The following is a 26,824-nucleotide window of genomic DNA, read 5'->3' on the forward strand; positions in this document are numbered from 1 at the left end:
AGTCATGGTTCGGCCTGCAGGCTGACACTTCCGATGGCATATAGCGGACCATGGATAGACGCGGTGTACGTCAGGCATAGGTCATGCTCCCCCGTCGCCACCGGCAGCGGGGTGGTCAGGGGGAACTGTACGGGCGCCTTGGCCGGCGACGGCAGGGGCACGGTGGCGGCCACCGGCCCGTCGCACCCGTCCATCCTCACCACCAGCTCGCCGTTCGGCGTGGTCGCGGGATGGCTGCGCACCTTTACCGCGTCATGGGCCAAACCGTAGTTGCGCGGCAGGCGGGCGGCCCGCACCGTCAGCGCGGTGACGCCGTTGAGCCGGGCCTTGGGATAGACCCAGCAGGCGTCGAACAGGTTGACGTTGAACACAGGGCCGCGCGTGGTCGCGTCCGGTGTCAGGGGAATGCGCAGGCCCATTTCGCCCTCGGGGCAGGCCGCCAGCTCCCCACTCTGCCGCGTGCGCAGCGCCTCGGCGATAAGGTCATACCGGCGGGGGGCCGCCAGCATCTGGCCGGCGTCGCTGAACACGGCCGCGTTCAGGATGGCAGGTAGGGTGAGGCGCAGCGGCGCCTCGTAGCGGGCGGACGCCGGCGTCGGCGCGCTGCCGTCGGTGGTGTAGCGGATGGCACCGAAGCCAGCCTGATTGGACAGGGCCACCGTGGCGGCCCCGGCGGCCAGCGCGGCGTTGGGTCCACCCTCCACCGTGAAATCGACGGCGAAGGCGCTGTCGGCCGCGTCCACGCCCAGGTGACGGTAGCGGGCCAGTTGCGCCGGCAGGCGCCCCAGGAAGCCCCGCCAATCGCGCCGATCCTTGGGCGACCACAGCCCCTCCGCCAGGGCGTCGATGCGGGGGTAGATGGCATGGGTCACATGCCACGGCGTCATCATGTATTCCGTCCAGAGGTTGCCCTGACCGCCCAGCACATGGCGTGCCTGCTCCGCATCCAGTTCCGCCGGCAGGGCGTCGTAGGCGTAGATGTCCGCCAGGGTGACGATGGCCAGGCGGCCGGACGGCTCATCATTCCTGCGGCTTTGCAGGCTGTCCAGGTACAGGGTGGGCGCCGGCGACAGGATCACGTCGTGGTTCATGCGGGCGGCATCCACGGCCCCCTTGGTGCCGCGCCAGGACATGATGGTGGCCGTGGGCGGGATGCCGCCTTCCAGAATCTCGTCCCAGCCGATCATGCGACGGCCATGGGCCGCCAAATACTGGCCCACGCGCTCGATAAACCAGGTCTGCAGCGCGTTCTCATCCTTGAGGCCCAGGGCGCGCATGCGTGCCTGTACCCGGGGGGACGACTTCCATTCATCCTTCAGCGCCTCATCGCCGCCGATGTGGATATAGGTGGAGGGGAACAGGGCCATCACCTCATCCAGCACGGTCTGGATGAAGGTGAAGCTGGCCTCATCCACGTTGAACAGATAGGGGTTCACGCCCCAGTCCACCGCCACCGGGGGCCGTGCGCCGGTGATGCCGATCTTGGGATAGGCCGCCATGACCGCCTGGCCGTGGCCAGGCATGTCGATCTCCGGCACGATGGTCACGTGCCGCGCGGCGGCATAGACCACCAGGTCACGGATCTGGTCCTGGGTGTAGAAACCGCCGTAGCGCGGGCTCGGCGCGTCCGGCCCGCCGACAGTGGGTGGGGTGCGCCAGGCGCCCACCTTGGTCAGGTCGGGATAGTGCTTGATCTCCAGCCGCCAGCCCTGGTCATCCGTCAGGTGCAGGTGCAGACGGTTCAGCTTGTGCGCCGCCATCTGGTCGACCAGGGCCTTGACGCTGTCCAGGGGCTGGAAGTGGCGGGCCACGTCCAGCATCAGGCCGCGCCAGGAAAAGCGCGGCCAGTCCCGTATCTCCTGCGCCGGCACCGTAACCGGGCCCCGGCCCTCCCCCTCCGGCGTCAACAGCTGGGCCAGGCTCATGACGCCATAGAACAGCCCGGCCTCATCCCGCGCCGTGACGCGAATGCCCTGCGGCGTCACGGCCAGGGCGTAGCCTTCGACCTGGGCCACCGGGGCGGCGGCATCCAGGGCCAGGGTGATGGCGCCGCCGCCGCCGTCCCGTACGTCCAGGGTCAGGCCCCGCACCCGGCTCACCATACCGGCCAGCAGGGTGGCCGCCTGGCGCGCCTGAGCGTCACCGGCGGGCACCGCGATACCGGCGCCGGCGTCCAGGGTAAAGGTCCCTTGTCCTGGCTGGAACTCGGCTGGCATGGGAATGAGAGCAGGTGCCGTCCCAGGTGGCGATGACACCGGATCCGACCCGGCGGCGGCACTGGCCACCACCACCATCGTCATGGCCAAAGCCCCCAAAACGGTCCTCATTGCCACCCCCATCGGCCCCATCCCCATCGGCCCAGTCCCCTCAGCCTCGTTCCTGTTCTCAGCGCTGCGCCTTGGGCAGCTCATCCCAGACCTTGGGGTCTTCCGAGCCCAGGACCCAGGAGCAGAAGCCCTCCAGCCCATACTCCTTCACCAGGGCGTAACGGTCATGGAAGCTGCGGGCCTCGGGCATGAACACCCACTCGCGCATCTGGTCGCGGTAGAAGAAGTAAAAGGCCTCATGCTCCACCGGATCCCACTGGATCTGCGCACCATACTGCTTGGCCTGCGGGATGGACTCGTCGGCATCGAAATAGGCGCCGGCGATGTTGGAGGCCTCGGTCCCGTCCGGCTTCACCGGGTTGTCGGTGTACCAGCGGTAGCCATAGAGCGGGATGCCCAGCGACAGCTTTTCCTTGGGAATGAACTGTAGGGCGTACTTCAGGTGCTCCATCACCCAGGGCATGCCGGCGACCGGGCCGGGCACGGTCCAGCGCGTGTGCTCGTCATAAGTCATGAGGCAGAACAGGTCGACGGCATCGCCGATGGCCTTGTAGTCGAAGGCGCCGCGCCAGAACTCCCACATCCACTTGGAGAAGGGGCCGCGGCCGGCATGGCCCGGGGCGTTGGGCACGACGGCAATGGACAGCTTCAGGCCGGCGCCATGCAGGGCGGTCGCCGTCTGCTTGATCAGCAGGGTGAAGGCGTCACGGTCGGTCCAGGCGATATTCTCGAAGTCGAACTGATAGCCGATCAGGCCGTGTTCCTTGGCCTGCTGCAACAGCGAGGCGATCATGGCCTTCTTGGCCGGCTCACTGGTGATCAGCTCATGGAACTTCTGCTTGTCCACCGGCGAGATGATGGGCATCACCGGCACCTTGTTCTCGTGCGCCAGCTTCAGCACATAGGGGTTGGGCTGCCCATACACCAGACCGTTCTGGTCGACGCCGTACCAGGTGGGAACCAGCAGGTCGATCTTGTCGATGTGCTGCTCGAACGAGTTAATCGATTTCTGGGTTTCCATCATATAGAACAAGGCGGTAGGCGCCTTGGTCCCAGTGGCGGCCCCAGTAGCGGCCCAGGCGGTGGGCGCGGATCCGGCGGCCACCAGCATCGACAGGCCGGCGGCCAGCGTTCCCAACAGTCGTTTCATGACATCTCCTTCAAGGCGGCTTTGACGCCGCTCACTGCATCTCGATGCGGTAGACGTAGGCGGCGATGGCGCCCGCCGGCCGCTGCGGCAGGGTCAGGTGCAGGCCATCGGCGTCCTGGCGGAAGGTCAGCGTGCCGCCCCCCACGCCCAGCAGGGTCACGGCCTTCACCTTGTCCTCCACCTTCAGGCTGTGGATCACGGCCTCCCCTTCCGCCGGCCAGCCCAGCTCGATGGCGTAGAGTGCCGCGCCCTTGGTGGTGAAGCGGAAGTCCTGGGCCGTGTAGGGCTTGGTCTTGGTTTCCTGGAAGGACCCGCTGGCCACCTCGGTCGGGCCTTCGCCGAACTGGCGCCAGGGCCGGGTGCCGTAGATGGCCTCGCCATTCACCGTCAGCCAGCCGCCCATGGCCATCAGCGTGTCCTGCGCCCCTTGGGGAATGCTGCCATCGGCGCGCGGGCCGATGTTCAGCAGCAGGTTGCCGTTCTTGGACACCACGTCGGCCAGCAGATGGATCAGCGCCTGCGGCGATTTGTAGGTGTCGTTCTCGACATAGCCCCAGCTGTCGTTGCTGATGGAGGTGCAGGTCTGCCAGACGCGCGGCTGGATGCCCGGCAACTGGCCACGCTCGATGTCCAGCACGCCGGCGCCCTCGGGGAAGGCGCCGATCTTGTAGTTGACGATGGCGGATCCGCCCAGCTTGGCCTGGCTGTTGTAGTAGTAGGCCAGGAACTTGGGCAATGTGCCGCGGAATGCCGGGTGGCCGATCCACCAGTCGAAGTAGATCAGGTCGGGATGGTAGAGATCCACCAGTTCCGCCGAGCGGGCCAGCCAGTCGCTCAGCCAGGCCTGCGACACCGGCGTGAAGTCGCCGAACACGTCGGCGTCGTCCGACCCCTTCTCCTTCACCCGCAGCTGGGCGGGCCCGTAGAAATCGGCGTAGCGTGGATCATTGACGTCTGAGGGGATCTTGCGTCCCTCATCGAAGAACCAATCATGCTCTGCCCGGTGGGACGACAGGCCAAGATGCAGGCCTTGCGCCCGCACCGCCCGCGCCAGGTCGCCGATCAGGTCGCGCTTAGGCCCCATGCGCACCGCCGACCAGTCCGACAGCTTGGTGTCGTATAGGGCGAAGCCGTCATGATGCTCCGCCACCGGCACCACGTACTGGGCACCGGCTGCCCGGAACAGCGCGGCCCAGGCGCGGGGGTCGTACTTCTCCGCCTTGAACAGGGGGATGAAGTCCTTGTAGCCGAATTTGTCCTGGGAGCCGAAGGTCTTGATATGGTGGTCGTATTCCTTGGTGCCCTTGGTGTACATGAGCCGCGAGTACCACTCGCTGCCAAAAGCGGGAACGGAATACAGGCCCCAGTGGATGAAGACACCGAACTTGGCGTCCGCATACCATTGCGGCACTTGGTAGTTTTTCAGCGAGGCCCAGTCCGGCCGGAATGGGCCCTGTCCATCCCCCTGCTCCACCTGCCTCAGCTCGGCGGCAACGTCGGACACATGCTTGGCGCCACGCTTTTCCCACCGCAGGTCAATTTGCGCCGGCGACAGAGTGTCGGCGGTGGGGGCGGTGGCGGGCGCTGACGGCTGATTGGCCGCGAGAGCCGCCCCTACCGGAACGGACAGCGCCGTCGCCAGCAGGCAGGCCCGGATCAGGCGCCCCCCGGTCAAGCGTGAAGAGCGGCGGATCATGGCTTGGCCTCCGGTTTGGACAGTTGAGTCGGATCGGCGGGCAATGGCGCTGCCCAGCCGTGGGGGCGGATCTGTCAACCGTCCCATTCTGCCAAATCTTTTCTTTAATTTAAAAAAGAATGGGCCGCCGCCAAAGCGCGAGGCGACGGCCCAGGGGAGGGAAGGTTTACATCTTGTAGGACATGCTGACGGAGTAAACGCTGCCGTTGCGATAGTAACCGATCGGCGCGGCCTTCGTGCCGCTGTACGAGTAGTACAACTCGTCCAGCAGGTTCGTGGCGTTCACCGTCGCCTGCAGGTTCTCCGTGATGCTGTAAGTGGCGGAGAAGTCCAACTGCATGTACGAGTCGGTCATGTTGTTCGAATTCAAACGACCGATGCTGGTGAAGTAGGACGAACGCCAGCCAAGGCTCACGCGCGCCTGCAGCGGCCCCTGCTCATAGTAGGGGATGAAGTTCACCGTATGCCGCGACAGGTACGGCATGTTCAGGCCACTGGCCGTATCGGCGATCGCATAGGTGTAGTTGGTCTGGACACCAAACCCGTAAGCAATGTTGGTCTGGTAAAGGGCGGAGAAGCCCTTAACGTTCGCATCAGAGAAGTTCTGAGGCGTTGTGATCGAGTAATCGTGAACCAGGCCGTCGCGCTGGCTGACAAGCGGCACGTTATCCTTCGTGACACTCACAATGTACGATGAAATCTGGCGGAAGAAGAATTCGCCAGAAACCAGCGAGTCCTTACTGAAGTACCATTCAGCGGAAACGTCGTAGTTGTTCGATTCGTACGGCTTCAGGTTGGGGTTGCCACCACTGCCGTTAAAGCTGGTGTCATCCTTCGAGAAGGCGCCGGCGTAGTCGGCGTAACGCGGACGGGCAATAACCTTGGCGGCACCGAAACGAACCACCACATCGTCTGTGGCGTCATAAGCGACGTTGAAGGACGGCAGGAAGCGGCCATAACGGTTATTCGTGGTCACCGACTGATAGCTGTTGCCGTTGTCACTGGTGTTCCAGAACTTTATATCGTCGTCACTGTGCACGTAGCGCACACCCAAATTACCGCGGTAATTGGTGCCGGCAAAGTTGGCTTGGACGTACGCATTCCCATTCTTCTCGGTCACCTTATATTCGGAACCGTAATCCCGATAGTAGGTGGTGTTCAGCCCATCCAGATAGTTAACCACCGCTTCTTTGCTGATGGTGGAGAAGTGGATGAGGTCGCCACTCGCATTCAGGTCATCAAACACGCTGCTCGGCACCGGCGACGCGCCCAGACTGGTCAGGGAAACCGCGCCATTGGACATGGTCCGGCTGCCGTAGGCGCGGACCGTGTTCAGGTGGTCGGTGTATTTCACACCGGCCTGGACGCTGGTGATCGGACCCAAGTTGATATCATGGGTCACGTCCATCTGGCCGTAGGCCTCGGAGTCGGCATTCAGCTGAGCCGCGATACCGCCCGCTTGCCCGCCCGCAGCCCGGGTCGACAGCGCATTGCCGGACGCGGAGCCATTGGTGTAGGTGACGTTCGTGTTGGTGCCGTCATAAGCGAAGCTATACGGCGCCGACGAATAGAACGAGAGCAGGTATTCGGGGTCCTTGCCACCGAAGGCGCGGGTGTAGCCGACGTCGGTGTGGACCTTCCAATCCTTGGTCGGCGTCCAGGTGCCCGCCAAGTTCAGGCGAGCGGTCTGCACCGTGGTCTGGCGATAATTCGTGTCCAGTTCGGTGTAGGCGCCATTACCCAACGTCGCGTTGGTGATCAACCCGTCCTTCACCGTGGCAGTCTGGAACGCACTCTTGCTGCCAGCCGGGTAGATAAAGCGAGATTGGCTGAAGTTGTTATAGTCGCCATGAATGTAGATACCCGACAGATCAAAATCGAGGGTGTCGGTCGGCTGGTACTGAATGGCGGCCTGCACGCCCTCGCGTTCACGGGTCTGCTGGAAGTAGGCGGCGTTGATGCCAGCCGGGTACTTGGCGGAATTAATGTCGCCGCCCGTGACGGCCACATTCGGATTGGCCGCCGTGATGTCCTTGCCGCTGCCATAACCGAAGAATTCGATACCGGCGCGCGACAAGTCTTCCTTATCGTAAGTGCCGGCGACCATCACGCCGAAGTTGCTGGCGGCGTTCTTCCAGCTGTAGAGCAGCGACCCGCGCGGATTTCCTTGCTCAGACCGCGTGTTGTACGAATAACCAACCGAGCCGCGCAAGGTATTGGCGTCCAGATCCAGCGGCTTGCGCGTGTGGATGATGACGGTACCACCCAAGCTGCCTTCGTCGATGCGGGCTTCCGTCGACTTGTACACCTCGGCCTGGTCGATGATTTCCGGCGACAGCAGGCTGTAGTTGAACGTGCGGCTGTTCGGGTCGTTGGGGTTGCCGCCCCAGTCGGCCGAGGCGATGCTCTGGCCGTCGACCAGGATGCGGTTCAGCGCCGGGTCCGTACCCAGGATGCTGATCTTCTCGCCTTCGCCGAACTGGTGATCGACACTGATGCCGGGTAGGTGCGACAGGGATTCCGCCACGTTGGTGTCGGGGAACTTGCCCACGCCCTCGGCCGAAATGACGTCGACGATAGCATTCGCCTCGCGCTTCACCTCGATGGAGCGCTCCAAACTCTTGCGGATACTTGTGACAACGATCTCTTGCAGATCGTCGTCAGCATTGGCATCCGCCGCGTACGCCTGGATGGATATGAACGATGTCGCCCCCATGCCCATCAGCATGGTGGTAACCAAGGCATACTTCTTAATTCCCATGATGTGGTTTCCCCTGCTGCGCTTTATTTTTCTGAGTTCTGCCGATGTCTTTGATTTCGATCCGATCCGTATCGGCATTACTGCGTCGGTGTTAACGGTAACCAAAGTGCCGCAGAGCCCCGCGCTCGTCAATTTTTTTTTAATTTGCTTTCATAATTCCCCTTTTGCCCTGATGATGAGACAAACGGGCGATGGCGGAAGTGAGGAGTACCAGCAGGATGCGGGCCGGCCGGCCCATCCCGTCCGGGAAGCGGTGACAACGCCCCCCCGACACTGATCTACCCACCCGTTCCATTCACGATCACGGACAAGGATGGCGCCCATGGCCCCTGTGAAACCGTCCCCTTCCCCGCATCAGAACCGCGCATCCATGGTCGTCATCGGGGTTCTGTTCTTCATCTTCGGCTTCGTCACCTGGCTGAACGGGCCGCTGATCACGTTCGTGAAACTGGCGTTCACGCTGGACGATGTGAACGCCTTCCTGATCCCCATGGTCTTCTACTTGTCCTACCTGTTCCTTTCCCTGCCCTCCTCCTGGGTGCTCCGGCGGACGGGCATGAAGAAGGGGATGGGGGCTGGGCTGTTCGTCATGGCCGTCGGCGCAGCACTTTTCGGCGAATGCGCCACGATTCGGGTCTATCCCGGCGCGCTGGCCGGCCTGTTCGTCATCGGTGCGGGCCTGTCGCTGCTGCAGACGGCGGCCAATCCCTACATCAGCATCCTGGGCCCCATCGACAGCGCCGCCCAGCGCATCGCCGTCATGGGCATCTGCAACAAGGTGGCGGGCATGCTGGCGCCGGTGGCCATCGGCGCACTGGTGCTGAGCGGCATCGACACCTTGGACCAGCAGGTCAAGGCCGCCCCCACGCCGGAGGCGCGGGAGGCGCTGCTGTCCGCCTTCGCCGCCAAGATTCACCTGCCCTACCTCGCCATGGCGGCGCTGCTGGCCCTGCTGGCCGTCTGGGTGGTCCGCTCCCCCCTGCCGGAAATCTCGGCCGACTCCAATGCGGGCAGCGAATCGCGGGACGGGGACACCCCGCCCCTGAGCCGCATTCCCCACCTATGGCTGGGCGTGCTGTGCCTGTTCCTTTATGTGGGGGTGGAGGTCATGGCCGGCGACGCCATCGGCACCTACGGCCATGGATTCGACCTGCCGCTGGATGAGACCAAGTTCTTCACCTCCTTCACCCTGGCCGCCATGCTGGCGGGCTATCTGGGCGGCCTGGTGCTGATCCCCCGCGTGCTGTCGCAGGAACGGTATCTGGCCCTGTCCGCGGCCCTGGGCGTGGTGCTGACCATCGCGGCCTATGCCACCCATGGCTACGCCTCCGTCGCTTGCGTGGCGGCGCTGGGCTTCGCCAACGCCATGATGTGGCCCGCCATCTTCCCCCTGGGCATCCGTGGCCTGGGCCGGCACACGGAGATCGGCTCCGCCTTCATGGTCATGGGCATCGCCGGCGGCGCCGTTCTGCCCCAGCTGTTCGTGCAGCTGAAGCAGCACTTCCCCTTCCAGGCCGTGTTCCTTGCCCTGATGGCGCCGGCCTACCTCTACATCCTGTTCTTCGCCCTCTACGGCCATCGCGTCGGCCGCAAGGCCGCCATCGCGGCTCCCTCCCTCGCCTGATCCTTATCGCTTCTTCTGAAAAAGCTCATGACATCCGATTGCTACTATCTGGGCGTCGACGGCGGCGGCACCAAATGCCGTGCCCGCCTGCGCGCCCCCGACGGCACGCTGCTGGGTGAAGGCCTGGGCGGTCCCGCCAACATCCGTCTCGGCCTTGACCGGGCCTGGGCCAGCATCATGGAGGCCATCCAGGCGGCCCTGGCACAGGCTGGCCTGGACGCCGCCGCCTATCCCCGGCTGCATGTCGGCCTGGGCCTGGCCGGCATCGTCACGGCGGCGGACGGCGTCCGCACCCGCGCTGCGGCCCCCAGATTCGCCAGCGTTGCCGCCGAGACGGACGCCCACGCCGCCTGCCTGGGCGCCTTCTCCGGCCGGGACGGCGCCATCCTGATCGCCGGCACCGGCAGCGCCGGCTATGCCCTGATCAACGGCCAAGGCCACGCCGTGGGCGGCTGGGGGTTCGAGGTCTCCGATGAAGGCAGCGGCGCCAGCATCGGCCGCGAAGCCATCCGCGTCGCCCTGCGCGCCCATGACAGCCTGGCCCCGGAAACCGGCCTGACCCGGCAAATCCGGCAGCGGCTGGGGGGCTCGCCCGCCGCCATCGTCGCCTGGGTGAACGATGCCGGCCCCGCCGACTATGGCCGCCTGGCCCCGGATGTTCTGGCGCATGCTGCCAAGGGTGACGTGGTCGCCTGCACCATCATCGCCAAAGCCGCCAAGGAACTGGAGACCTACATCCGTCACCTGCACGCCCTGGGCGCCCCGCACCTGTGCCTGATGGGCGGGCTGTCCGCCCCGCTGACCCCGTGGCTCAGCCCCTGGGCACGGTCCCTGCTGGCCGCGCCCGAGGGCGACGCCCTGGAAGGGGCCCTGCTGATGGCCCGCCTGAACATCCCCTCCCCCATCGCCAAGAGCGCCCTGCCATGACCCTTGATAACCTGATGGCTGACACCCTGATGGCCCCCCTTATGGCCAGCGAGGCCGCTGAAACCCCGGACGCCCTGCGCCGGCAAATCGACCGTTGCGCCCCCCTGTTCCAGGATCTGGGCGAGCGCCTGCGCCGCCTGGCGCCACGCTTCGTCGTGACCGGCGCCCGGGGCAGCAGCGACCACGCCGCGACCTACGGCAAGTACCTGATTGAAACGCAGCTGGGCCTGCCCGTGGCCTCCATCGGTCCGTCCGTGGTGTCGCTGTACCAGACGCCCCTGCACCTGCAGGACAGCCTTTACATCGCGGTTTCGCAATCGGGACGCAGCCCCGACCTGTTGCGCCTGACGGAGACGGCCAAGGCCGGCGGCGCCTTGACCGTGGCCTTCGTGAATGACGAAACCTCGCCCCTGTTCCAGATGGTGGACGTGGCCATCCCGCTGTGCGCCGGCCCGGAAAAGAGCGTCGCGGCGACCAAGTCCTATTTGACCTCGCTGTTCGCCTTCCTGCAGATGGTGGCGTATTGGAAGGCGGACCCGGCCCTGCTGGCCACGGTCGCGGACGCCCCCGGCTGGCTGGAAAAGGCCATGGCGCTGGATTGGTATCCCGGCCTATCGCACCTGGCGGCCGTGCGGGGTCTCTACATCATCGGCCGGGGGCTGGGCGCTGCCGCCGCCCAGGAAATGGCCCTGAAGTGCAAGGAAACCAGCCGCCTGCATGCCGATGCCTTCAGCGCGGCCGAGGTCATTCACGGCCCCCTGGCTCTGGTGGGTCCGGACTTCCCCGTCCTGGCGCTGACGCAGGATGACGCGACCCTGGCCCCCACCAGCGACGCCATCCGCCGTATGGTCGGCCTGGGCGCCACCGTGCTGTCCACGGCGGGCGACATTCCGGGCGTGGTGGCACTGCCCGCGGTGGCCGGCGTGCCGGCGGAACTGGCCCCGCTGACGGCGGTGCAAAGCTTTTACATGGGCATCCACCGCATCGCCACCGACCGGGGCCTGAACCCCGACGTTCCCCCCAACCTGGCCAAGGTGACGGAGACGGTCTGACATGCGCCAACTTCTGACGGGGGCCCGGCTGTTCACCGGCGACGTGCTGCTGGATGACCACGCGCTGCTGCTGGCGGGGGCCGAAATCCTGGACATCGTGCCGGCCGTTGCCAGTGTGGCGGGCGCGGCGCGGGTGCCCCTGCCCGAGGGCAGCCTGCTCGCCCCGGGCTTCATCGACACCCAGGTCAACGGCGGCGGCGGCGTGCTGTTCAATGACACGCCTACCGCCGCCGGCGCGCTGGCCATCGCCGCCGCCCACCGGCGGTTCGGCACCACGGCGCTGCTGCCGACCGTCATCACCGACGACCTGAACACCATGATGGCCGCGGCGGAAGCCGCCGCCGAAGCGGCCGCCATACCCGGCGGCGGCATCATCGGCGTTCACCTGGAAGGTCCGTTCCTGAACCCGGAACGCCGGGGCGTGCACAAGGCGGCACACATCCGCCGGCCCAACGGTGTCGACCTGGACCGGCTGTCCGCCCTGCCCCGCCACTTCGGCGACCTGGGCCGCGTGCTGCTGACCCTGGCGCCGGAACAGGTGGACGATGGCGACATCGCGCGGCTGGTACGCGCCGGAATCGTGCTGGCCGGGGGGCATTCCGCCGCCAGCCATGAACGCACGCAAGCGGCCTTGCGCGCCGGCCTGCGCGGTTTCACCCACCTGTTCAACGCCATGCCGCCCATCAGCAACCGGACACCGGGCATCGCCCTGGCGGCCATGACCGCCAAGGACGCCTGGTGCGGCCTGATCGTTGACGGCGTGCACGTGCATCCCGATCTGCTGGCGCTTGCCCTGGCCGCCAAGCCCCGGGGCAAGATGATGCTGGTCACGGACGCCATGCCGCCCACCGGCACCGACGCGACCACCTTCACGCTGTATGGCGAGCGCATCCACCGGCGTGATGGGCGGCTGGTGACCGATGACGGGGTGCTGGCCGGCGCCGATATCGACATGGCACAAGCGGTGCGCAACGCCATGCGCCTGCTGGACGTGGAACTGGAAGAGGCGTTGCGCATGGCGTCGCTTTACCCCGCGCGCTTCCTGGGCATGGACGGGCGTCTAGGGCAACTGGCCGCCGGGTTCCAAGCCGACCTGGTGCTGCTGGACGCGCAGCAGCGGGTCCTCGGCACCTGGGTCGCCGGACAGCGGGACGGCCCGACCGGTCCCGCCTGAGCGATTGGGGACCCGGAAGGCGCTGTTATATTTTATACGCTATCCCACTGTACAAATGTGCAATGAACTTTCTTTGCCCGCCCGCAATTGCGTCATTGTGTCTCTGACAGCGGTGTCTCATCATAACGTGGAATAAAGAAATTAATTTGAATAAGGGAACCCGGCCGCATGCAGCCGCCCCTCGCCCACTACCAGCCCGAGCTTCACCCCACCCTGGGGGCCAGTCTTTCCGGCACGAATCTGGAGCGCGCCGGCGACCATAATCAGCGGGTCATGCTGCAGGCCATCCGCGTCAGCGGTCCCCTGACCCGGGCCGACCTGGGGCGAATCACCGGCCTCACCCCACCGGCCATCGCCAACATCACCCGACGCCTCCTGAACGAAAGTCTCATCCTCGAGGTTGGCCGGTTGCAAGGCACACGCGGGCAGCCCGCCATGCGCCTGGCCATCAACCCGGACGGTTGTTTCGCCATCGGCGTCAATGTCGACCGCGACCATGTGACCCTGGTGGTCCTGGACCTGCTGGGCCAGGTGCGGCACCGCGCCGTGCTTGAGGTGGACTTCCCCCTGCCCGACGCCGTCGCCGCCTTCTTCAAGGCGCAGGTGGAGGAATTGGTGGAAAGCCAGGCCTTCCCCCGCAACCGCCTCATCGGCGTCGGCGTGGCGCTACCCGATGATCTGGGCCGGGTGAACCTGCCCAACCGGCCGAAGAGCTTCGAGGCGTGGAGCACGACGGATATCCCCGACCTGTTCACCGCCACCCTGCCCCTGCCGGTGTTCATGGAAAACGACGCGGCGGCGGCGGCCTTGGGGGAACTGCAGTTCGGCTATGGCCTACGCGACCCCAGCTTCTTCTACGTGCTGATCAACCAGGGCCTGGGCGGCGGAATCGTCATCGACGGGCAGTACTTCAGGGGGGCCCAGGGCCGCAGCGGCGAATTGGGTTTCCTGCCCATCAACTCCCCCCGCACGCCGGCACGGACGTTGGAGGAGGCGGTGTCACTCTCGGCCCTGTGCGCCTATCTGACCGCCCGGGGCCGCGCCGTCACGCGGCCGGAACAATTGCTGGATCTCGACACCGTGGGCCAGCAGCTGCTGAACGATTGGCTGGACCTGGCCGCCGAATTGCTGACCACGCCCATCGTGGCGGTCAATTGCCTGGTGAATCCAGAAGCGGTGTTCCTCGGCGGCCGCTTGCCGGCCCCGCTGATCGACCGTCTGGCGCAGATGATCAACGACCGGCTGTGGGCGCACTCGGGCGCCATCCCCGTCATCGTTCCCGTCCACCGCGCGGCCACGGCCGTCGACGCGCCGGCGGTGGGGGCGGCCTTGTTGCCCTTCAATGACCGGCTGCTTCCCACCCGGACCACCCTCATGAAAACGGCGGCCGACTGACGGTATTAATTATTTCATTTTGCCTTTTTAATGGGTATGGTCTGCCTAGGGAGACATCCGCAGGCCTCGAAGCAAGGGAGGGGGCCCGGGCAACGCCATCACAGCACCATTCCCATCCGTTACCAGACGGCCTGCGAAAGGGCTTACGCATGATTCAAATCGGGGTCGATTTCGGCGGCACGAAGATCGAGGCCGCTGCCCTGGATCTCAACGGCCGCTTCCTGTCGCGGCTGCGCGAACCCAATCCTGGCAGCTATGACGCCGCCATCGCCACCATCTGCCGCCTGGTCCAAAGGGTGGAGGCGGAGGCGGGCACGCAGGGCACCGTGGGGATCGGCGTGCCAGGCTCGATTTCCCCGCAGACCGGCCTCATGCGCAATGCCAATTCGGTTTGGCTGAACGGCCGCGTCTTTCACAGCGATGTCGCCGCCGCCCTGGGCCGTGAGGTCAGGGTCGCCAACGACGCCAACTGCCTGGCCCTGTCCGAGGCCGTGGACGGCGCCGCCGCCGGCGCGCGCATCGCCTTCGCCGTCATCCTCGGCACCGGCTGTGGCAGCGGCCTCGTGATCGACGGCCGCCTGATCGAGGGCGCCAACGGACTGGCCGGGGAATTGGGCCACATCTCCTTGCCTTGGCCCAAGGCGGATGAGGTGCCGGCGCCCGACTGCTGGTGCGGCAACAAGGGCTGCCTGGAAACCTGGGTGTCCGGCACTGGTTTGAGCCGGGAGTTCCGGGCAGTCACCGGCCGCAAGTTGGATGCCGAGACCATCATCCAGAGCATGCGCCGCAACGAGCCGGATGCCGTCGCCGCCTTTGGCCGCTTCATCGACCGGCTAGGCCGCGGCCTGGCCCTGGTCAGCAACATCGTCGATCCGGACGTTTTCGTCTTCGGCGGCGGCCTGTCCAACGTCACCGAAATCTACGACCGGCTGGCCGGCGCCATCCGGCCCTATCTCTTCACCGATGTCTGGGAAGCGAAACTGGTCCCGGCCCGGTGGGGTGATTCCTCCGGTGTGCGCGGCGCCGCCCGACTGTGGGAACGCACGCTGTAATGCTGCCCCCTCGGCACTGGGCCACGGTGGTCATGGCCGCCGTGTCTCTCACCGCGCAGGCCGCATCCCCCCTGGACTTGTCGGCGGCCGTGGTCGTGGCCCCAGGGGTGAAGGGGCCGGAGGTCGCCGCCATCGACATGCTGGTGGATGAGGTACGCAAGCGCACCGGCATTGCCTGGTCCCAGGTGTCGGTGGCGCCCGACACGCCAGCCCGCATCGTCATCACGCATGCGGTTGGCAAACCGGAAGGCTATCGCCTCACGACCCGACTGCAGGGGCAGCGGACCGTGCTGACGATCGCCGGCAACGACAGCCGGGGCGTGCTGTTCGGCATCGGCCACCTGCTGCGCACCCTGTCAATGACCCCAGGCCACATCGCCCTGGACCAACCGCTGAACCTGTCCACCAGCCCGGACCAGCCGGTACGCGGCCACCAGATCGGCTATCGCTACAAGAACAACACCTATGACGCCTGGACGCTGCCGCAATTCGAGCAGCAGATCCGCGACCTGGCGGTGTTCGGCGCCAACGCCGTCCAGCTGATCGCCCCGGCGTCGGACGATGAGCCCAGCAGCCCCCTGTTCCCCGCCTCGGCTTTGGAGACCACCCTGGGCATCGCCCGTCTGCTGGACAAATACGGCCTGGATTGCGACCTGTTTTACCCGGAGATGCGCCAGGACTATGCCGATCCGGCCACGGTGACAGCGGAGCTGGCGGCGTTCGAGGATCTGGTGCGGCGCTTCCCCCACCTGCATGCCGTCTACGTCCCGGGCGGCGACCCGGGCCACACGCCGCCGGATCTGCTGTTCCCCCTGCTGGAAAGGCAGGCACGCATCCTGCGGCGATATCACCCCGGGGCCCAGCTGTGGGTATCGGGCCAAGGTTTCGACCAGGCGCACTATGAAGCCTTCTACCGCCTGCTGGCCCGACGCCCGGCCTGGCTGACCGGTGTGTTCTTCGGTCCCCAATCGCGCGATCCGCTGCCCCGGCAGCGCGCCCGCATTCCCCGGACCTATCCCATCCAGTTTTATCCCGACATCGGCCACACCCTGCACGCCCAGTTCCCCGTGCCGCACTGGGATCCGGCCTTCGCCCTGCTGGAGGGGCGGGAGCCCATCAACCCCCGCCCCCGGGACGAAACACTCATCTTCCGCTACTTCGCCGGCCTGACGGCCGGGTTCGTGACCTATTCGGAAGGGGTGAACGACGATGTCAACAAGGTGCTATGGACGCGCCTGGGCTGGAACGCCGCCACCCCACCGGAAGAAACGCTGCGCGACTACACCCGCTATTTCCTCGGCGGGGCGGAAGGAGACCAACTGGCCGCCCTGATCCCAGCGCTCGAGCGCAACTGGACAGGCCCCATCAAGGACAACAGCGGTATCGCCGCCACGCTGCAGGGCTTCCAGGGCCTGAAGGAACGCTCCGGCCTGAAGGACAATTGGCGCTTCGAGTCCCTGCTCTATCGTGCCACCTACGATGCCTACGCCCAGGCGCGGGTGGGCGCGGAGGCACGGCGCGAGGCCCAGGCCCTGGATGCCCTGGCCCAGGTCTCCGCCCGGGACAGCCGCGACGCCATGGCGGCGGCGACCGCCGCCCTCGCCCAGCCCGACGATGGCGAAACCGGCCGCCTGCGCGACCAGCTGTTCGACCTGGCCGGCCGCCTTTATGCGCATGTGGGACTGCAACTAAGCGTCCCTCTCTACGGCGCCTCAGGCGTCGAGCGGGGCGCCAACCTGGACCGGGTGGACACTAGCCTGAACGACCGTGTCTGGTTGACCCGGCGCTTCGCGGACATCGTCCAACTGCCGGATGAGGCGGAGCGCCAGGCCCGCCTAGCCGAGATCGTCACCTGGCGGCATCCGGTACCCGGCAGCCTGTACGACGACCTGGGGGACCCGGGGCATGAGCCGCACCTGGTGCGGGGCAAGGCCTACGGAGAGGATCCGGAACTGTACGACAGTGCCATCGACGGCATCGCCGACCGGACACCGGATGACGGCTGGCGCCGGTCCTGGATCACCTATGCCGAGACGCTGTATGAGCGCCCCATCCACCTGCGGTACCGACATCTGGACCCCAAGCGCCATTACACCCTGCGCGTCACCTATGCGGGCGAGGATTACGCCCTGCCCATGCGCCTGACGGCCAACGGCGGCATCGAGATTCATGCGGCCCTGCCGCGGCCGGCGAACCCGGCGACCCTGGATTTCGACATCCCCCAGCAGGCCACCCGCGACGGCCGGCTGGATCTGGAATGGACGCGTCCCCCAGGCCTGGGCGGCAGCGGGCGGGGGCACCAGGTGGCCGAGGCCTGGCTGATCCCCCAGCCCTGAGTCCATCAGCGGGTCACGACACCCAACTCGGCGAAGGCCACCTGGCCCTCGCCCCCCGCGGCCCGGGTGATTTCCAACCGCAGGAAACGGCCGGTGCGCACCTCGGGGAACATCACGCGCTGCTCACCCGTGTTGGCGGCAATGTTGGCGAACTCCCCCGCCACCACCGGCCCCCAGGTTTTGCCATCGGCGCTGACCTCGATTCGGTAGTCGCCCGGCGCGCCCACCCCTGGGGGACGCTGGCCCGCCGGCAGCAGGGTGATGCCCTTCAGCGGGCGCATGGCCCCCAAATCCACCACGACCTCATGGGGCAAGTCGCGCCCGCCGGTGACCCACAGGCTGCCGGGGTCCTCATCGATGATCGCCTCGGCCCCCGGCGCCGTGGCCGACACCACCCGCCAATCCGCCTTGGACACGTCGAACCGGCGCATGGCGACGCCGCTGCTGGCACCGGTCCGCGGCAGGTGGCAGATGGCCTGGACGACACCGCCCTCCGGCAAGGGGAAGGGGTCCTGGTAAAGGGGAGAGCGCAGGGTCGGAACCTCGCCATCGGTGGTGTAGTGCAGGATGGCGCCCGGAATGTCGCTGGACAGCGCCACCAGGCCGTGGCGGTCGCGGTGGATGCCCGGCTCCTCCACCAGGTCGGGCAGACGGAACAGCGCCACCTCGCGGATGGCCGGGCAAGCGTCCGCATCCAGGATGCGCAAGCGCAGCCGGGTGGTGCTGACCGGGGCGGGCAGGCGCACCAGGCGCTGACTGCCGATGGCGGTGTGGCGGGCGAGTTCCGCCCAGTTGCCCTGCCCCTCATCCCAAACCTCCAGCGTGAAGGCGCCGATCCGCTGGCCCAACGGCAGATATTCGCGCAGGCGCACGACGTTGAAGGTGCGCGCCTGGGACCATTCCAATGTAAGGTCGGCTGCGCGGGCGGCATCGGGCGGCGCCCAATAACTGTCCGCCCGCCCGTCCAGGACGTTGCCGGGGTCAAAGCCCGGCCCACGCGCAGCGCTGGCTTGGACCATAGCCCCCTGGGCCAGGTCGGTGCCGAAGGTGGCGCGCAGCACGTCACCCCAGCCCTTCAGCACGGCCGCGTCATGGTCCGGGATGCGGCCGCGCCGGTCAGGGGGCAGGTTCAGGATCAGGTTGGCGCCCCGGCCGACGGACTCGAAATAGATCCGCGTTAGGCGCCCCACCGACTTCACGTCGGCATCCTCGCGCGCGTGCCAGAACCAGCCTGGCCGCAAGGAAACGTCCACCTCCGCCGGGCGCCAGTGCGTTCCCCCGCGCACACCATGCTCCCCAATTTCCTGGGTGTAGGGGGTATCGCCCACCGTCGCGCGGCAAGGGTCGCCGGCATACCCTTCCTCATTGCCCACCCAGCGCGCATCGGCGCCCCAGGGCCCATGGGCGTCACGGCCCCAATTGCCCCAGATGACGGCGTCCGGCTGGTATTGCCGCACCAGGGCCCAGGTGTTGGTCCAGTCGTAATAGCTTTCGGCGTCGATGGAGCGCTTCTCCCGCGCCCCGCCGTAAAAGCCGTCGCCCCCGTTGGCACCATCGAACCACATCTCGAACAGGGGGCCATAGCCCGTCAGCAGCTCACGCAGCTGGTTGCGGTAATAGGTGATGTAGGCGGGTCGGCCATACTCCGCGTGGTTGCGATCCCAGGGGGAAAGGTAGAGGCCGAACCGCAGGCCGGCCCGGCGGCAGGCGGCAGCCATCTCCCCCACGATGTCACCCTGCCCGTTCTTGTAGGGGCTGTTGCGGATGCAGTGCTCGGTATACCGCGTGGGCCAGAGGCAGAAGCCGTCGTGGTGCTTGGCGGTCAGGATCAGGCCCGTCAGACCCGCCGCCTTGGCGGCCCCGGCGATCTGGTCGGCGCTGAAGTCCGTGGGGCTGAACAAGGCCGGCGATTCATCGCCATAACCCCATTCCCGGTCGGTGAAGGTGTTGATGCTGAAATGGACGAAGGCGTAGGCCGCCATTTCATGCCAGGCCAGCTGCCGTGCCGTCGGTACCGCCCCCCAGGGTTGGGGCGCCGGCACCTGTCCCGCCGAGGCGCCCACCAGGGACAGCGCGCTGGAGGCGGCGCCGGTCGCCAGGACGGCACGGCGCGACGGCAGGAACGGGCGGGACATCGGCTGGCTCCCCGGCATGGTTTATCATTAATGAAACTGAATTAAATTAATGATGCCATGCCTGCGGAAGCGTTTAAAGGCCTAAACCCGCGTGGCGGTGAAGGAGGACGGCCGATCCTCCGCCGCGGCACCGAAGCGGGGGTTGGGTTTGGGCCCCATGGTGAAGAACAGGCGGCCGCCCTGCACCAGATCGCCATGCCGGATCCAGGTCCGGGTGTAAGATTTGCCCTGCCAGGTGACCGATTGGATGTAGGGGCTGTCCGGGGCGTTGCCGGCGGCCTCGATGGTCAGGGTCCGCCCCTCACCCACCGTCACGTCCACCCGGTCGAACAGGGGGGAGCCGAAGACGTAAATCGGGGTGACGGGATCGACGGCGTACAGGCCCAGCGCGCTCATCAGGTACCAGGCGCTCATCTGCCCGCAGTCCTCATTGCCGGCCAGGCCGTCGGGATCCGCCCGGTACATGGTCTTCAGCAGGCTGCGCACACGCGCCTGGGTCTTATGATGTGCACCGGTGTAGGCGTAGAGGTAGGCGATGTGGTGGCTGGGCTCGTTGCCGTGGGCGTACTGGCCCACCAGGCCGGCGATATCCGGGGGCGCATCGTCCGGCAGGTCGGAACTGGTGGTGAACAGCTCATCCAGCTTGTTCTCGAACGCCGCCGGGCCGCCGAACATCTCCATATAGCCGTAGATGTCATGCTGGTTCAGGAAGGTGGCCTGCCAGGCGTTGCTTTCCGTGAAGTCGCGCCACTTGCGGCTATGCCCCATGCCGCGCGGGTCGAAGGGCTGGGCCCAGCTGCCGTCGGTGAAGCGTGGGCGCATGAAGGTCATGTCGCGGTCGAACAGCTTGCGGTAATTCAGGGAGCGCTGGCGCAAGGCCTTGGCGTCGTCCGCCGCCCCCACGGCATCGCCCAGGCGGGCTATGGCCCAGTCGTCATAAGCGTATTCCAGCGTCTTGCTGACCGCCTCTTCCACCGTATCGCTGGGGATGTAACCCAGGCGTCGGTATTCCGGCAGGCCGCTGGTCTGGCCCTGGAAGGCCTGCTTGCGGAAAATGGGCCAGGCCGCCTTGTAGTCGACGCCGGGTATGTTCTTGGCCGCCGCCTCGGCCACCACCACCGCCGAGTGCCAGCCGATCATACAGCCCGTTTCAGTGCCCTGTAGGGGCCATACGGGCGGGCCGGCGGGGCTTTCCTCCGCCATGCGCACCAGCCCACCGACGATGTCGCCCACTCGGCTAGGCGGTTGGGCCAGAGTGAACAGCGGATGCAGGGCGCGATAGGTGTCCCACAGCGAATATGTGGAGTAGTTGTTGGCCCCCGCCGGCAACTGGCGCACCGTGCTGTCCATGGCGCGGTAGCGGCCGTCCACGTCGCTGAACAGCGTGGGCGCCAACAGGGCATGGTAGAGGGCGGTGTAGAAGATCTTGATGTCGGCGGCATCACCACCCTTGGTGATGGCCAGTCGGCCCAGCTCCGCCTCCCACGCCGCGGCCGCCGCTGCGCGCACGCCGTCGAAATCCCAGCCCGGAATTTCGGTGTCCAGGTTGCGCAGGGCGCCGTCGATGTCTACGGCCGACAGCCCGACCTTGACCAGCAGGGGGCCGCTGTGGGCGTCCGGCAGGTCCAGCACGCACTTCAGCGCCGCCCCTTCGACATCCTGCGCGCCCTCAGGCATGGCGTGGTCGTTGCTGTAGAACCGCGCGCCGGCGAAGGGGCGCGACAGCTTCATCGCGAAGTAGATGACCCGCCCCTGCCCCCATTGGTGGACATGTCGCCCGCCCACCAGCGTGTCCTTGCCCACCAGGCGCAGCGAGGCGCCGGTGATGCGGGTGACGGAGCCGGCAGGGTCCTGGAAGCCGTGGGCGAAGTCGATCAGCAGGTGCGCACCGGCCGCGTCGGGGAAGCGATACCGGTGCAGGCCCGCCCGCTTTGTGGCCGTCAACTCCGCTTCAATGCCGCTGTCCTTCAGCCGCACGCGGTAAAAGCCGGGCGTCGCCTGTTCGTCCGCATGGTCGAAACGGGCGCGGTACCCTTCATCCGGGCTTTCCGGCGTGCCGGGGTCCAGGCGCACAGGCCCAACCCGGGGCACCACCAGCACGTCCAGCATGTCGCCCACGCCGGTGCCGCTGAGATGGGTGTGGGAAAAGCCCAGAAGGCTGCGATCCTGGATGTGATAGCCGGAGCAGGCGTCCCAGCCGGCGGTGTTGGTGTCGGGGCTCAGCTGCACCATGCCGAAGGGCACGGTGGCGCCGGGGTAGGTGTGGCCATGGCCGCCGGTGCCGATGAAGGGATCGACATGGCGGCAAAAGCCCCCGCCTGCTTTGGACCCTGTGCCGGCGAACGCGGTGCCGACACCGCCCGCCAGCGGCACCAGGGCCGTGGCGGCCACACCGCCCAGCAGGTCACGCCGTGTCATCATGGAAAGGCCCTCCGTCATCATCGGCTCAGGTCAAAGGCTGGCGCAGCAGCGCCGGCTTGCGCGCCATCAGGTCCAGGATCAGTTCGCCGAACAGGCTGTTGGCCCAGGCGAACCAGGGTCGGGTGAAATGGCCGGGATCGTCCTGGCCGAAGGCCTCGTGCATGAAGCCGGTACCGGCATGCGTGCCCTTCAGCCACACCAGACACTGGCGGATTTCCGCGTCGTCGTCGCTGGTCAGGGCCCGCACGATCAGGGACATGGGCCAGATCATACCCAGGCCCACATGCGGCCCGCCGACACCCTCCGCCGCGCGGCCCCGGAAGAAATAGGGGTTGCGGCCGCTCAACACCCGTTGCCGGGTACGGCGGTACAGCGGATCCCGGGCGTCGCAGCAGCCGAGATAGGGCAGGCTGAGCAGGCTGGGCACGTTGGCGTCGTCCAGGAACAGGGCGTTGCCGAAACCGTCGACCTCATAGGCCCAGACCTCTTGCCCCTCCCCATCCGCCATGCGGCCGTGCCGCGCCAGCGCGGCCACGACAGTGTCCGCCAAGGCACCGCAGTCCGTGGCGAGATCGGCATCGCCATGGATGGCCTGCGTCATGTCGGCCAGCTGGCGCAGGCTGACGACCGCGAACAGGTTGGCGGGGATGAGGAAGGGGAGGACGCAGGCGTCGTCCGACGGGCGGAACATGGAGTGGATCAGTCCGACCTTGGCCGTGGGCGCGCCGTAGCCGTCCAAGGGCAGCGTGTCGCTGGGCGTCTCACTGGCGCGCTGGAAGCGATAAGGGCCGGGGCCATCCAGCCGCTGCTGCTCACGGAAGGTGCGCACCACCTGGGCCATGGCCTGGCGCCAGGCGGCGTCGAAGGGGACGGTGTCGCCCGTCGCCCGCCAATAGCCGTGGGACAGGCGGATGACGTGGCACAGGCTGTCCACCTCCCACTTCCGCTCGGCCACCCCAGGCTTCATCTCCGTCATGTCCTCCTTGGCCCAGCTCAAGGGCGTGGCGGCGTCGGTGTCGCGGCTGAAGGCGTTGGCGTAGGGGTCGATCAGGATGCAGCGCGTCTGGCGGCGGATCAGTCCCTGGTAGAGGTGGCGCAGGGCCGCGTCCCGCCGCGCCAGCGGCAGGTACGGCCACACCTGGGCGGAACTGTCGCGCAGCCACAGGCAGGGGATGTCGCCGGTGATGACGAAGGCGTCGGGCCCGCCATCCAGGGATCCTAAGGATACCGTGGTGTCCAGGGTGTTGGGATAGCAGTTCTGAAACAGCCAGTAGAGTTCCGGGTCGGCGATGGCGGCACGGGCATCCCGTATCACCGCTTCCACCGCCGGGCTCGTGCAGCCCCGAACGGAAGGTGCGGGGCGCCGGCCGGCCAGGGTGGGCGTCCCGGCGGCACGAAGCGGGCCGGTCAGGCCCATACCCACGCCGGCCACGGCCATAGTCAGCACATCTCGGCGGTTAGGCATCCACAACCCATGTCCGGGGCCCGTAATGGGAATGGGCCGGTTCCGCCGGCCTCATCCCCTGCAGAATAGGGAAAGGCCCCGGTGACCGCCACCAGGACCTTTCGTCTCAGCGCAGGATCAGTAGCTGTACTTCATGCTGACCAGGATGGTCCGGCCCGTCTCCACCACGTCGGAGATGGCCAGGCTTTGCTTGCCGATGTGCGACCAGTAGGAGACATCGTCGAACAGGTTGGCCACCGACAGGTCGGCCCGCACGCCATAGCCGAAGTCGTAGCCGGCATGCAGGTCCACCCGCTGGGACGAACGCACCCACAGGTCATCCCAGCTGCTGCCCAGGCCCAGGTAGTCGTACTGGGCCACATAAGCGCCGGTGTAGTGGTAGATCAGGTCCAGGGTGAAGCCGTCCTTTTCATAGAAGGCCTCGATATTGGCCATCCATTCCGGGGCGTTCTGGATGCGCTCGTTCGGATCCAGCCCGGGGGCCTTGGTATCGACCGAGGTCCACTGCCGCGTGAGGTTGGCGCCGATGCCGAAACCGTCGAACGGCGCCGGCATGTCCTGGAACTTCTGCCGGGCGGACAATTCGACGCCGTAGACCTGGCCGTCCCCACCGTTGGTAGGATGATGGAAGATCACGGAGTTGCTGTTGGTGACAGCCGGGTTCGAATAGGTGCTGCCGTTGTCGTAGATGTAGTTGGACAGCTGCTTGGCATAGCCCGCCACAACCAACGTACCGCCGTGGCCGCTGTCCCACTGGCCGGAGACGTCGTAATTGACGGCGGTGATGGCCTTCAGGTTGGGGTTGCCCTCGGTGATGGTGGTGACGCCGTTGGAAATGCTGGTCTGCGACCCGCCACCCAGCTGCACGAAGGGGGGACGGGTGTAGCTGGTCCAGATGGCCGCGCGGTAGACCGAATTGTCGTCGGGGCGGTAGTTGGCGAAGATGCTGGGCAGCGGCTCGTTGTAATGGGTGGAGTTATAGCCCCAGTGGCCCGCCAGTTCATTGCCGTCGGCATCATGCGGCGTGACCCAGAAGGTGTTGTGGATGGCCGTGTGCTCGAAGCGGAAGCCGGGGATGACCTCCAGGTCGTTGAACTTCAGGTTGGCCATCACATAGGCCGCCGTCACCGCCTCGGTGCCCTTCTGCGTGTTGCAGTTCCAGTTGTTGACGTACAGGCTGCTGCAGCTGTCCAGGTTGCCGGGGCTGGAATAGGTGTTGTACAGGCGGAACAGGGCGGACTGGTCGATGACCGGCACCGGCCAGTTGTAGACGCCGGGATAGACTGCGGAATAGTTGCCGTTGATGATGCCCAGTGAGCCGAAGGTGCGGCCGTCGGTGAAGTTGCCGTTGTACCAGTCGCGGTTGGTCACCTGGCGCTCGCTGTCCTGATACTTCACGCCGAACTTGATGTATTCCAGCGGGCCGGCGTCCACGTCGTAGCGGGTGTCCAGCTTGGCGCCGCCCCGCACTTGGCCGCTGTACTGCTCCGTCAGCTCACCCCGGTCGCGGGCCGGCAGGCTGGCGACATTGCCCAACTGCGAGATGATCTGCGAGCCGACCAGCGGATAGGGCAGGTCGTTCACATATGTCGCCAGGACGTTGTTGCCGTAAGCGAAGCCGTTGCCGTCGTTCTGGGTGGACCGGGTCGAGATTTCGATGTGGTTGGGGCGGTCGTTGTCACCCCAGCTCAGGAACACGCTGGGGCTGAAGGTCCAGTTGCCCCACTTCTTCTCCCCACCCAGCTGGGCGGTCGCCAGATCGGAATATTCCGGGTTGGTCTCGTACCACAGGCGCGTGGACAGGTACTGGATGTTGGGGTGGTACAGGCCCGTGCTGCCGATCTGGTCATAGGTCACGTTCATGCCGACCAGCTGGCTCAGCGTGCTGTTCTGTTCCGTCTGCGCCACGGCATAGCCCAGGCGGAAGAAGGCGCTGGTGGTGTCGTCCGGCCGCCAGTCCAGCGAAACGTTGCCGCCATAGCGCTCGGTATAGCCGGAGGAGACGCCGGCATTGAAACCCGTGGTCTCCAGATTCTTGGACGGATCGAGGTTGCTGGGATTGCTGCCGTCGGCATTGGCCACGGCGAAGGCCCAGGCGTTGTCGCAGCAGGTGGACTCCATCACCGCGCCCATTTCGCTGTTGGCGTAGTGGCGGATGTCGTAATAGGCGCTGACATAGACGCCGAACTGGTTGTCGCGGCCGAACTTGCCCGCCGCCTCGCCCGCCAGGCCATAGCCCAGGCTGCTCTTGTTGTAGTCCTCCGCCCGCGTCTCCAACCGGCCGCTGGCGGTGAAGCTGAACATCAGCGGCTGGTTGTAGTCGAAGGCCGTGGGCGTGCGGAAATCGACGGTGCCGCCGATGGCGTCGCCGTCCATATCGGCCTTGGATGTCTTGTTGACGACGATCGTGTTCAGACCGGACGGCGGCAGCAGGCTCAGCTGCACCTCGCGGCTGTAGGGCATGCCCTGGGCGACGTTGACGCCGTTGATTAGGTTGACGTTGTACTCGCCGTTCAGGCCGCGGATGGAGGTGAACATGCCCTCGCCGCGCGAGGCGCCGTCGATGCCGCCCACGAAGGACTGGCCGGTGTTCATGACGTTCACGCCGGGCAGCAGGCCCAGCGCCTCGGCCACGTTGTGCACCGCCGTGTGCTCCAGGTCCGCCGCCGACATGACGTCGACGGTGTTGCTGGCGTTCATCTGCAGGCTGGAGGCCTGGTAGCGGTTGGCGGCGACAATGATCTCTTCCAGCGCGGCGGTGTAGGCCTCGAAGCTGACCGTCACGGCGCCGTCCCTGGGCACGGTCACGCGGGTCGAGCTGGTGTGCAGGCCGGCCCGCGAGGCCGTCACCGTGTAGGTGCCCTCAGGCACGTTGGCCAGAGTGAAGGTCCCGTCCTCACCCGAGGCGGTGGAATAGCCGGTACCGGGAATGGTGATAGCCGTGGCGGCGAGCGGCTTGCCCGTGCCCGGGTCCACGATCGTGCCGGTGATGCTACCTGCCATGGCCGGCAGCGAGAACGCCATCACCGTCGATCCCGCCAGAAGGCCAGCCCTGAATTTGCCCAGGCCCATGTCTTGCTCCCCGATTTTAGTGGAGCGGCGGCCGGTTTCCCCGGGGCATCGGTCCCTGGGGAAAGGGTGATTCAGCGCGCCGTTCTACCTACACAGGAACGCCTGGCTGACGGCCAAGTCAATTCATTTTTTCTATTTTCTTTATTTTTGATCTAAAAATTCCATTCCATATCGCTTCCCATATGAAACCCGAGTTCATGAAGATGGAAAAGGCGGCCGGCGAAGATATTGGAATCG

The 26,824-nt window shown here is 66.4% G+C and carries 16 protein-coding genes; 8 read left to right on the forward strand and 8 right to left on the reverse strand.

Annotated features, from left to right (window positions below):
- Positions 1-2 precede the first annotated feature (2 nt).
- From Y958_RS30000 to Y958_RS30015, 4 genes are all read right to left on the reverse strand, one after another.
- Positions 3-2,327 carry a family 20 glycosylhydrolase gene (locus Y958_RS30000; protein WP_244909704.1) on the reverse strand — a complete coding sequence of 775 codons (2,325 nt, stop codon included), beginning with the start codon at positions 2,325-2,327 and terminating at the stop codon, positions 3-5.
- 58 nt (positions 2,328-2,385) lie between these two features.
- Positions 2,386-3,477 (reverse strand): glycosyl hydrolase family 18 protein, encoded by a 1,092-nt coding sequence (locus tag Y958_RS30005; protein WP_088875571.1) that lies wholly within the window; start codon positions 3,475-3,477, stop codon positions 2,386-2,388.
- A 31-nt stretch (positions 3,478-3,508) separates the two neighbouring features.
- Complete coding sequence (locus Y958_RS30010) at positions 3,509-5,173, reverse strand: alpha-L-fucosidase (RefSeq protein ID WP_088875572.1); 1,665 nt, start codon at positions 5,171-5,173, stop codon at positions 3,509-3,511.
- A gap of 166 nt (positions 5,174-5,339) precedes the next feature.
- Complete coding sequence (locus Y958_RS30015; RefSeq protein ID WP_244909705.1) at positions 5,340-7,901, reverse strand: TonB-dependent receptor; 2,562 nt, start codon at positions 7,899-7,901, stop codon at positions 5,340-5,342.
- On the opposite strand from Y958_RS30015, the gene Y958_RS32095 reads away from it, so the two are divergent.
- The 8 genes from Y958_RS32095 to Y958_RS30050 all read left to right on the forward strand — a co-directional run bounded on the left by Y958_RS32095 (position 7,888) and on the right by Y958_RS30050 (position 17,494).
- A complete protein-coding gene (locus Y958_RS32095) occupies positions 7,888-8,211 on the forward strand; it encodes a hypothetical protein (protein WP_186291677.1) in 324 nt (107 codons plus the stop codon). The genes Y958_RS30015 and Y958_RS32095 overlap by 14 nt on opposite strands.
- 93 nt (positions 8,212-8,304) lie before the next feature.
- Positions 8,305-9,558, forward strand: a complete 1,254-nt coding sequence (locus Y958_RS30020; protein ID WP_244909706.1) for a sugar MFS transporter — start codon at positions 8,305-8,307, stop codon at positions 9,556-9,558.
- Between the two features lie 27 nt (positions 9,559-9,585).
- Complete coding sequence (locus Y958_RS30025) at positions 9,586-10,485, forward strand: glucosamine kinase nucleotide-binding domain-containing protein (RefSeq protein WP_088875574.1); 900 nt, start codon at positions 9,586-9,588, stop codon at positions 10,483-10,485.
- Entirely contained in the window at positions 10,482-11,537 is a 1,056-nt protein-coding gene (locus Y958_RS30030; RefSeq protein ID WP_088875575.1) for an SIS domain-containing protein, read from the forward strand. The genes Y958_RS30025 and Y958_RS30030 overlap by 4 nt, the downstream gene beginning before the upstream one ends.
- Position 11,538: 1 nt before the next feature.
- The gene (gene nagA, locus Y958_RS30035) at positions 11,539-12,711 is read left to right on the forward strand and encodes an N-acetylglucosamine-6-phosphate deacetylase (RefSeq protein WP_088875576.1); all 1,173 of its coding nucleotides are present in this window, start codon (positions 11,539-11,541) and stop codon (positions 12,709-12,711) included.
- Between the two features lie 168 nt (positions 12,712-12,879).
- Entirely contained in the window at positions 12,880-14,106 is a 1,227-nt protein-coding gene (locus tag Y958_RS30040) for an ROK family transcriptional regulator (RefSeq protein ID WP_040845515.1), read from the forward strand.
- A 149-nt stretch (positions 14,107-14,255) separates the two neighbouring features.
- Entirely contained in the window at positions 14,256-15,158 is a 903-nt protein-coding gene (locus tag Y958_RS30045) for an ROK family protein (protein ID WP_088875577.1), read from the forward strand.
- The gene (locus tag Y958_RS30050; RefSeq protein WP_088875578.1) at positions 15,158-17,494 is read left to right on the forward strand and encodes a hypothetical protein; all 2,337 of its coding nucleotides are present in this window, start codon (positions 15,158-15,160) and stop codon (positions 17,492-17,494) included. Before Y958_RS30045 ends, Y958_RS30050 begins: the two co-directional genes overlap by 1 nt.
- A 5-nt stretch (positions 17,495-17,499) precedes the next feature.
- Here Y958_RS30050 and Y958_RS30055 read toward each other — a convergent pair whose 3' ends face one another.
- The 4 genes from Y958_RS30055 to Y958_RS30070 form a co-directional block, all read right to left on the reverse strand.
- Positions 17,500-19,629 (reverse strand): alpha-L-fucosidase, encoded by a 2,130-nt coding sequence (locus tag Y958_RS30055; protein WP_244909707.1) that lies wholly within the window; start codon positions 19,627-19,629, stop codon positions 17,500-17,502.
- 81 nt (positions 19,630-19,710) lie between these two features.
- On the reverse strand, positions 19,711-22,050 hold the full coding sequence (locus tag Y958_RS30060) for a GH92 family glycosyl hydrolase (protein ID WP_244909708.1): 2,340 nt from the start codon (positions 22,048-22,050) through the stop codon (positions 19,711-19,713).
- Between the two features lie 25 nt (positions 22,051-22,075).
- Positions 22,076-23,515 carry a glycoside hydrolase family 125 protein gene (locus Y958_RS30065; protein ID WP_186291634.1) on the reverse strand — a complete coding sequence of 480 codons (1,440 nt, stop codon included), beginning with the start codon at positions 23,513-23,515 and terminating at the stop codon, positions 22,076-22,078.
- 117 nt (positions 23,516-23,632) lie between these two features.
- Positions 23,633-26,539 carry a TonB-dependent receptor gene (locus Y958_RS30070; RefSeq protein WP_088875797.1) on the reverse strand — a complete coding sequence of 969 codons (2,907 nt, stop codon included), beginning with the start codon at positions 26,537-26,539 and terminating at the stop codon, positions 23,633-23,635.
- Between the last annotated feature and the right edge of the window lie 285 nt (positions 26,540-26,824).

Source organism: Nitrospirillum viridazoti CBAmc (assembly GCF_000730165.1).
Classification (GTDB): Bacteria; Pseudomonadota; Alphaproteobacteria; order Azospirillales; family Azospirillaceae; genus Nitrospirillum; species Nitrospirillum viridazoti.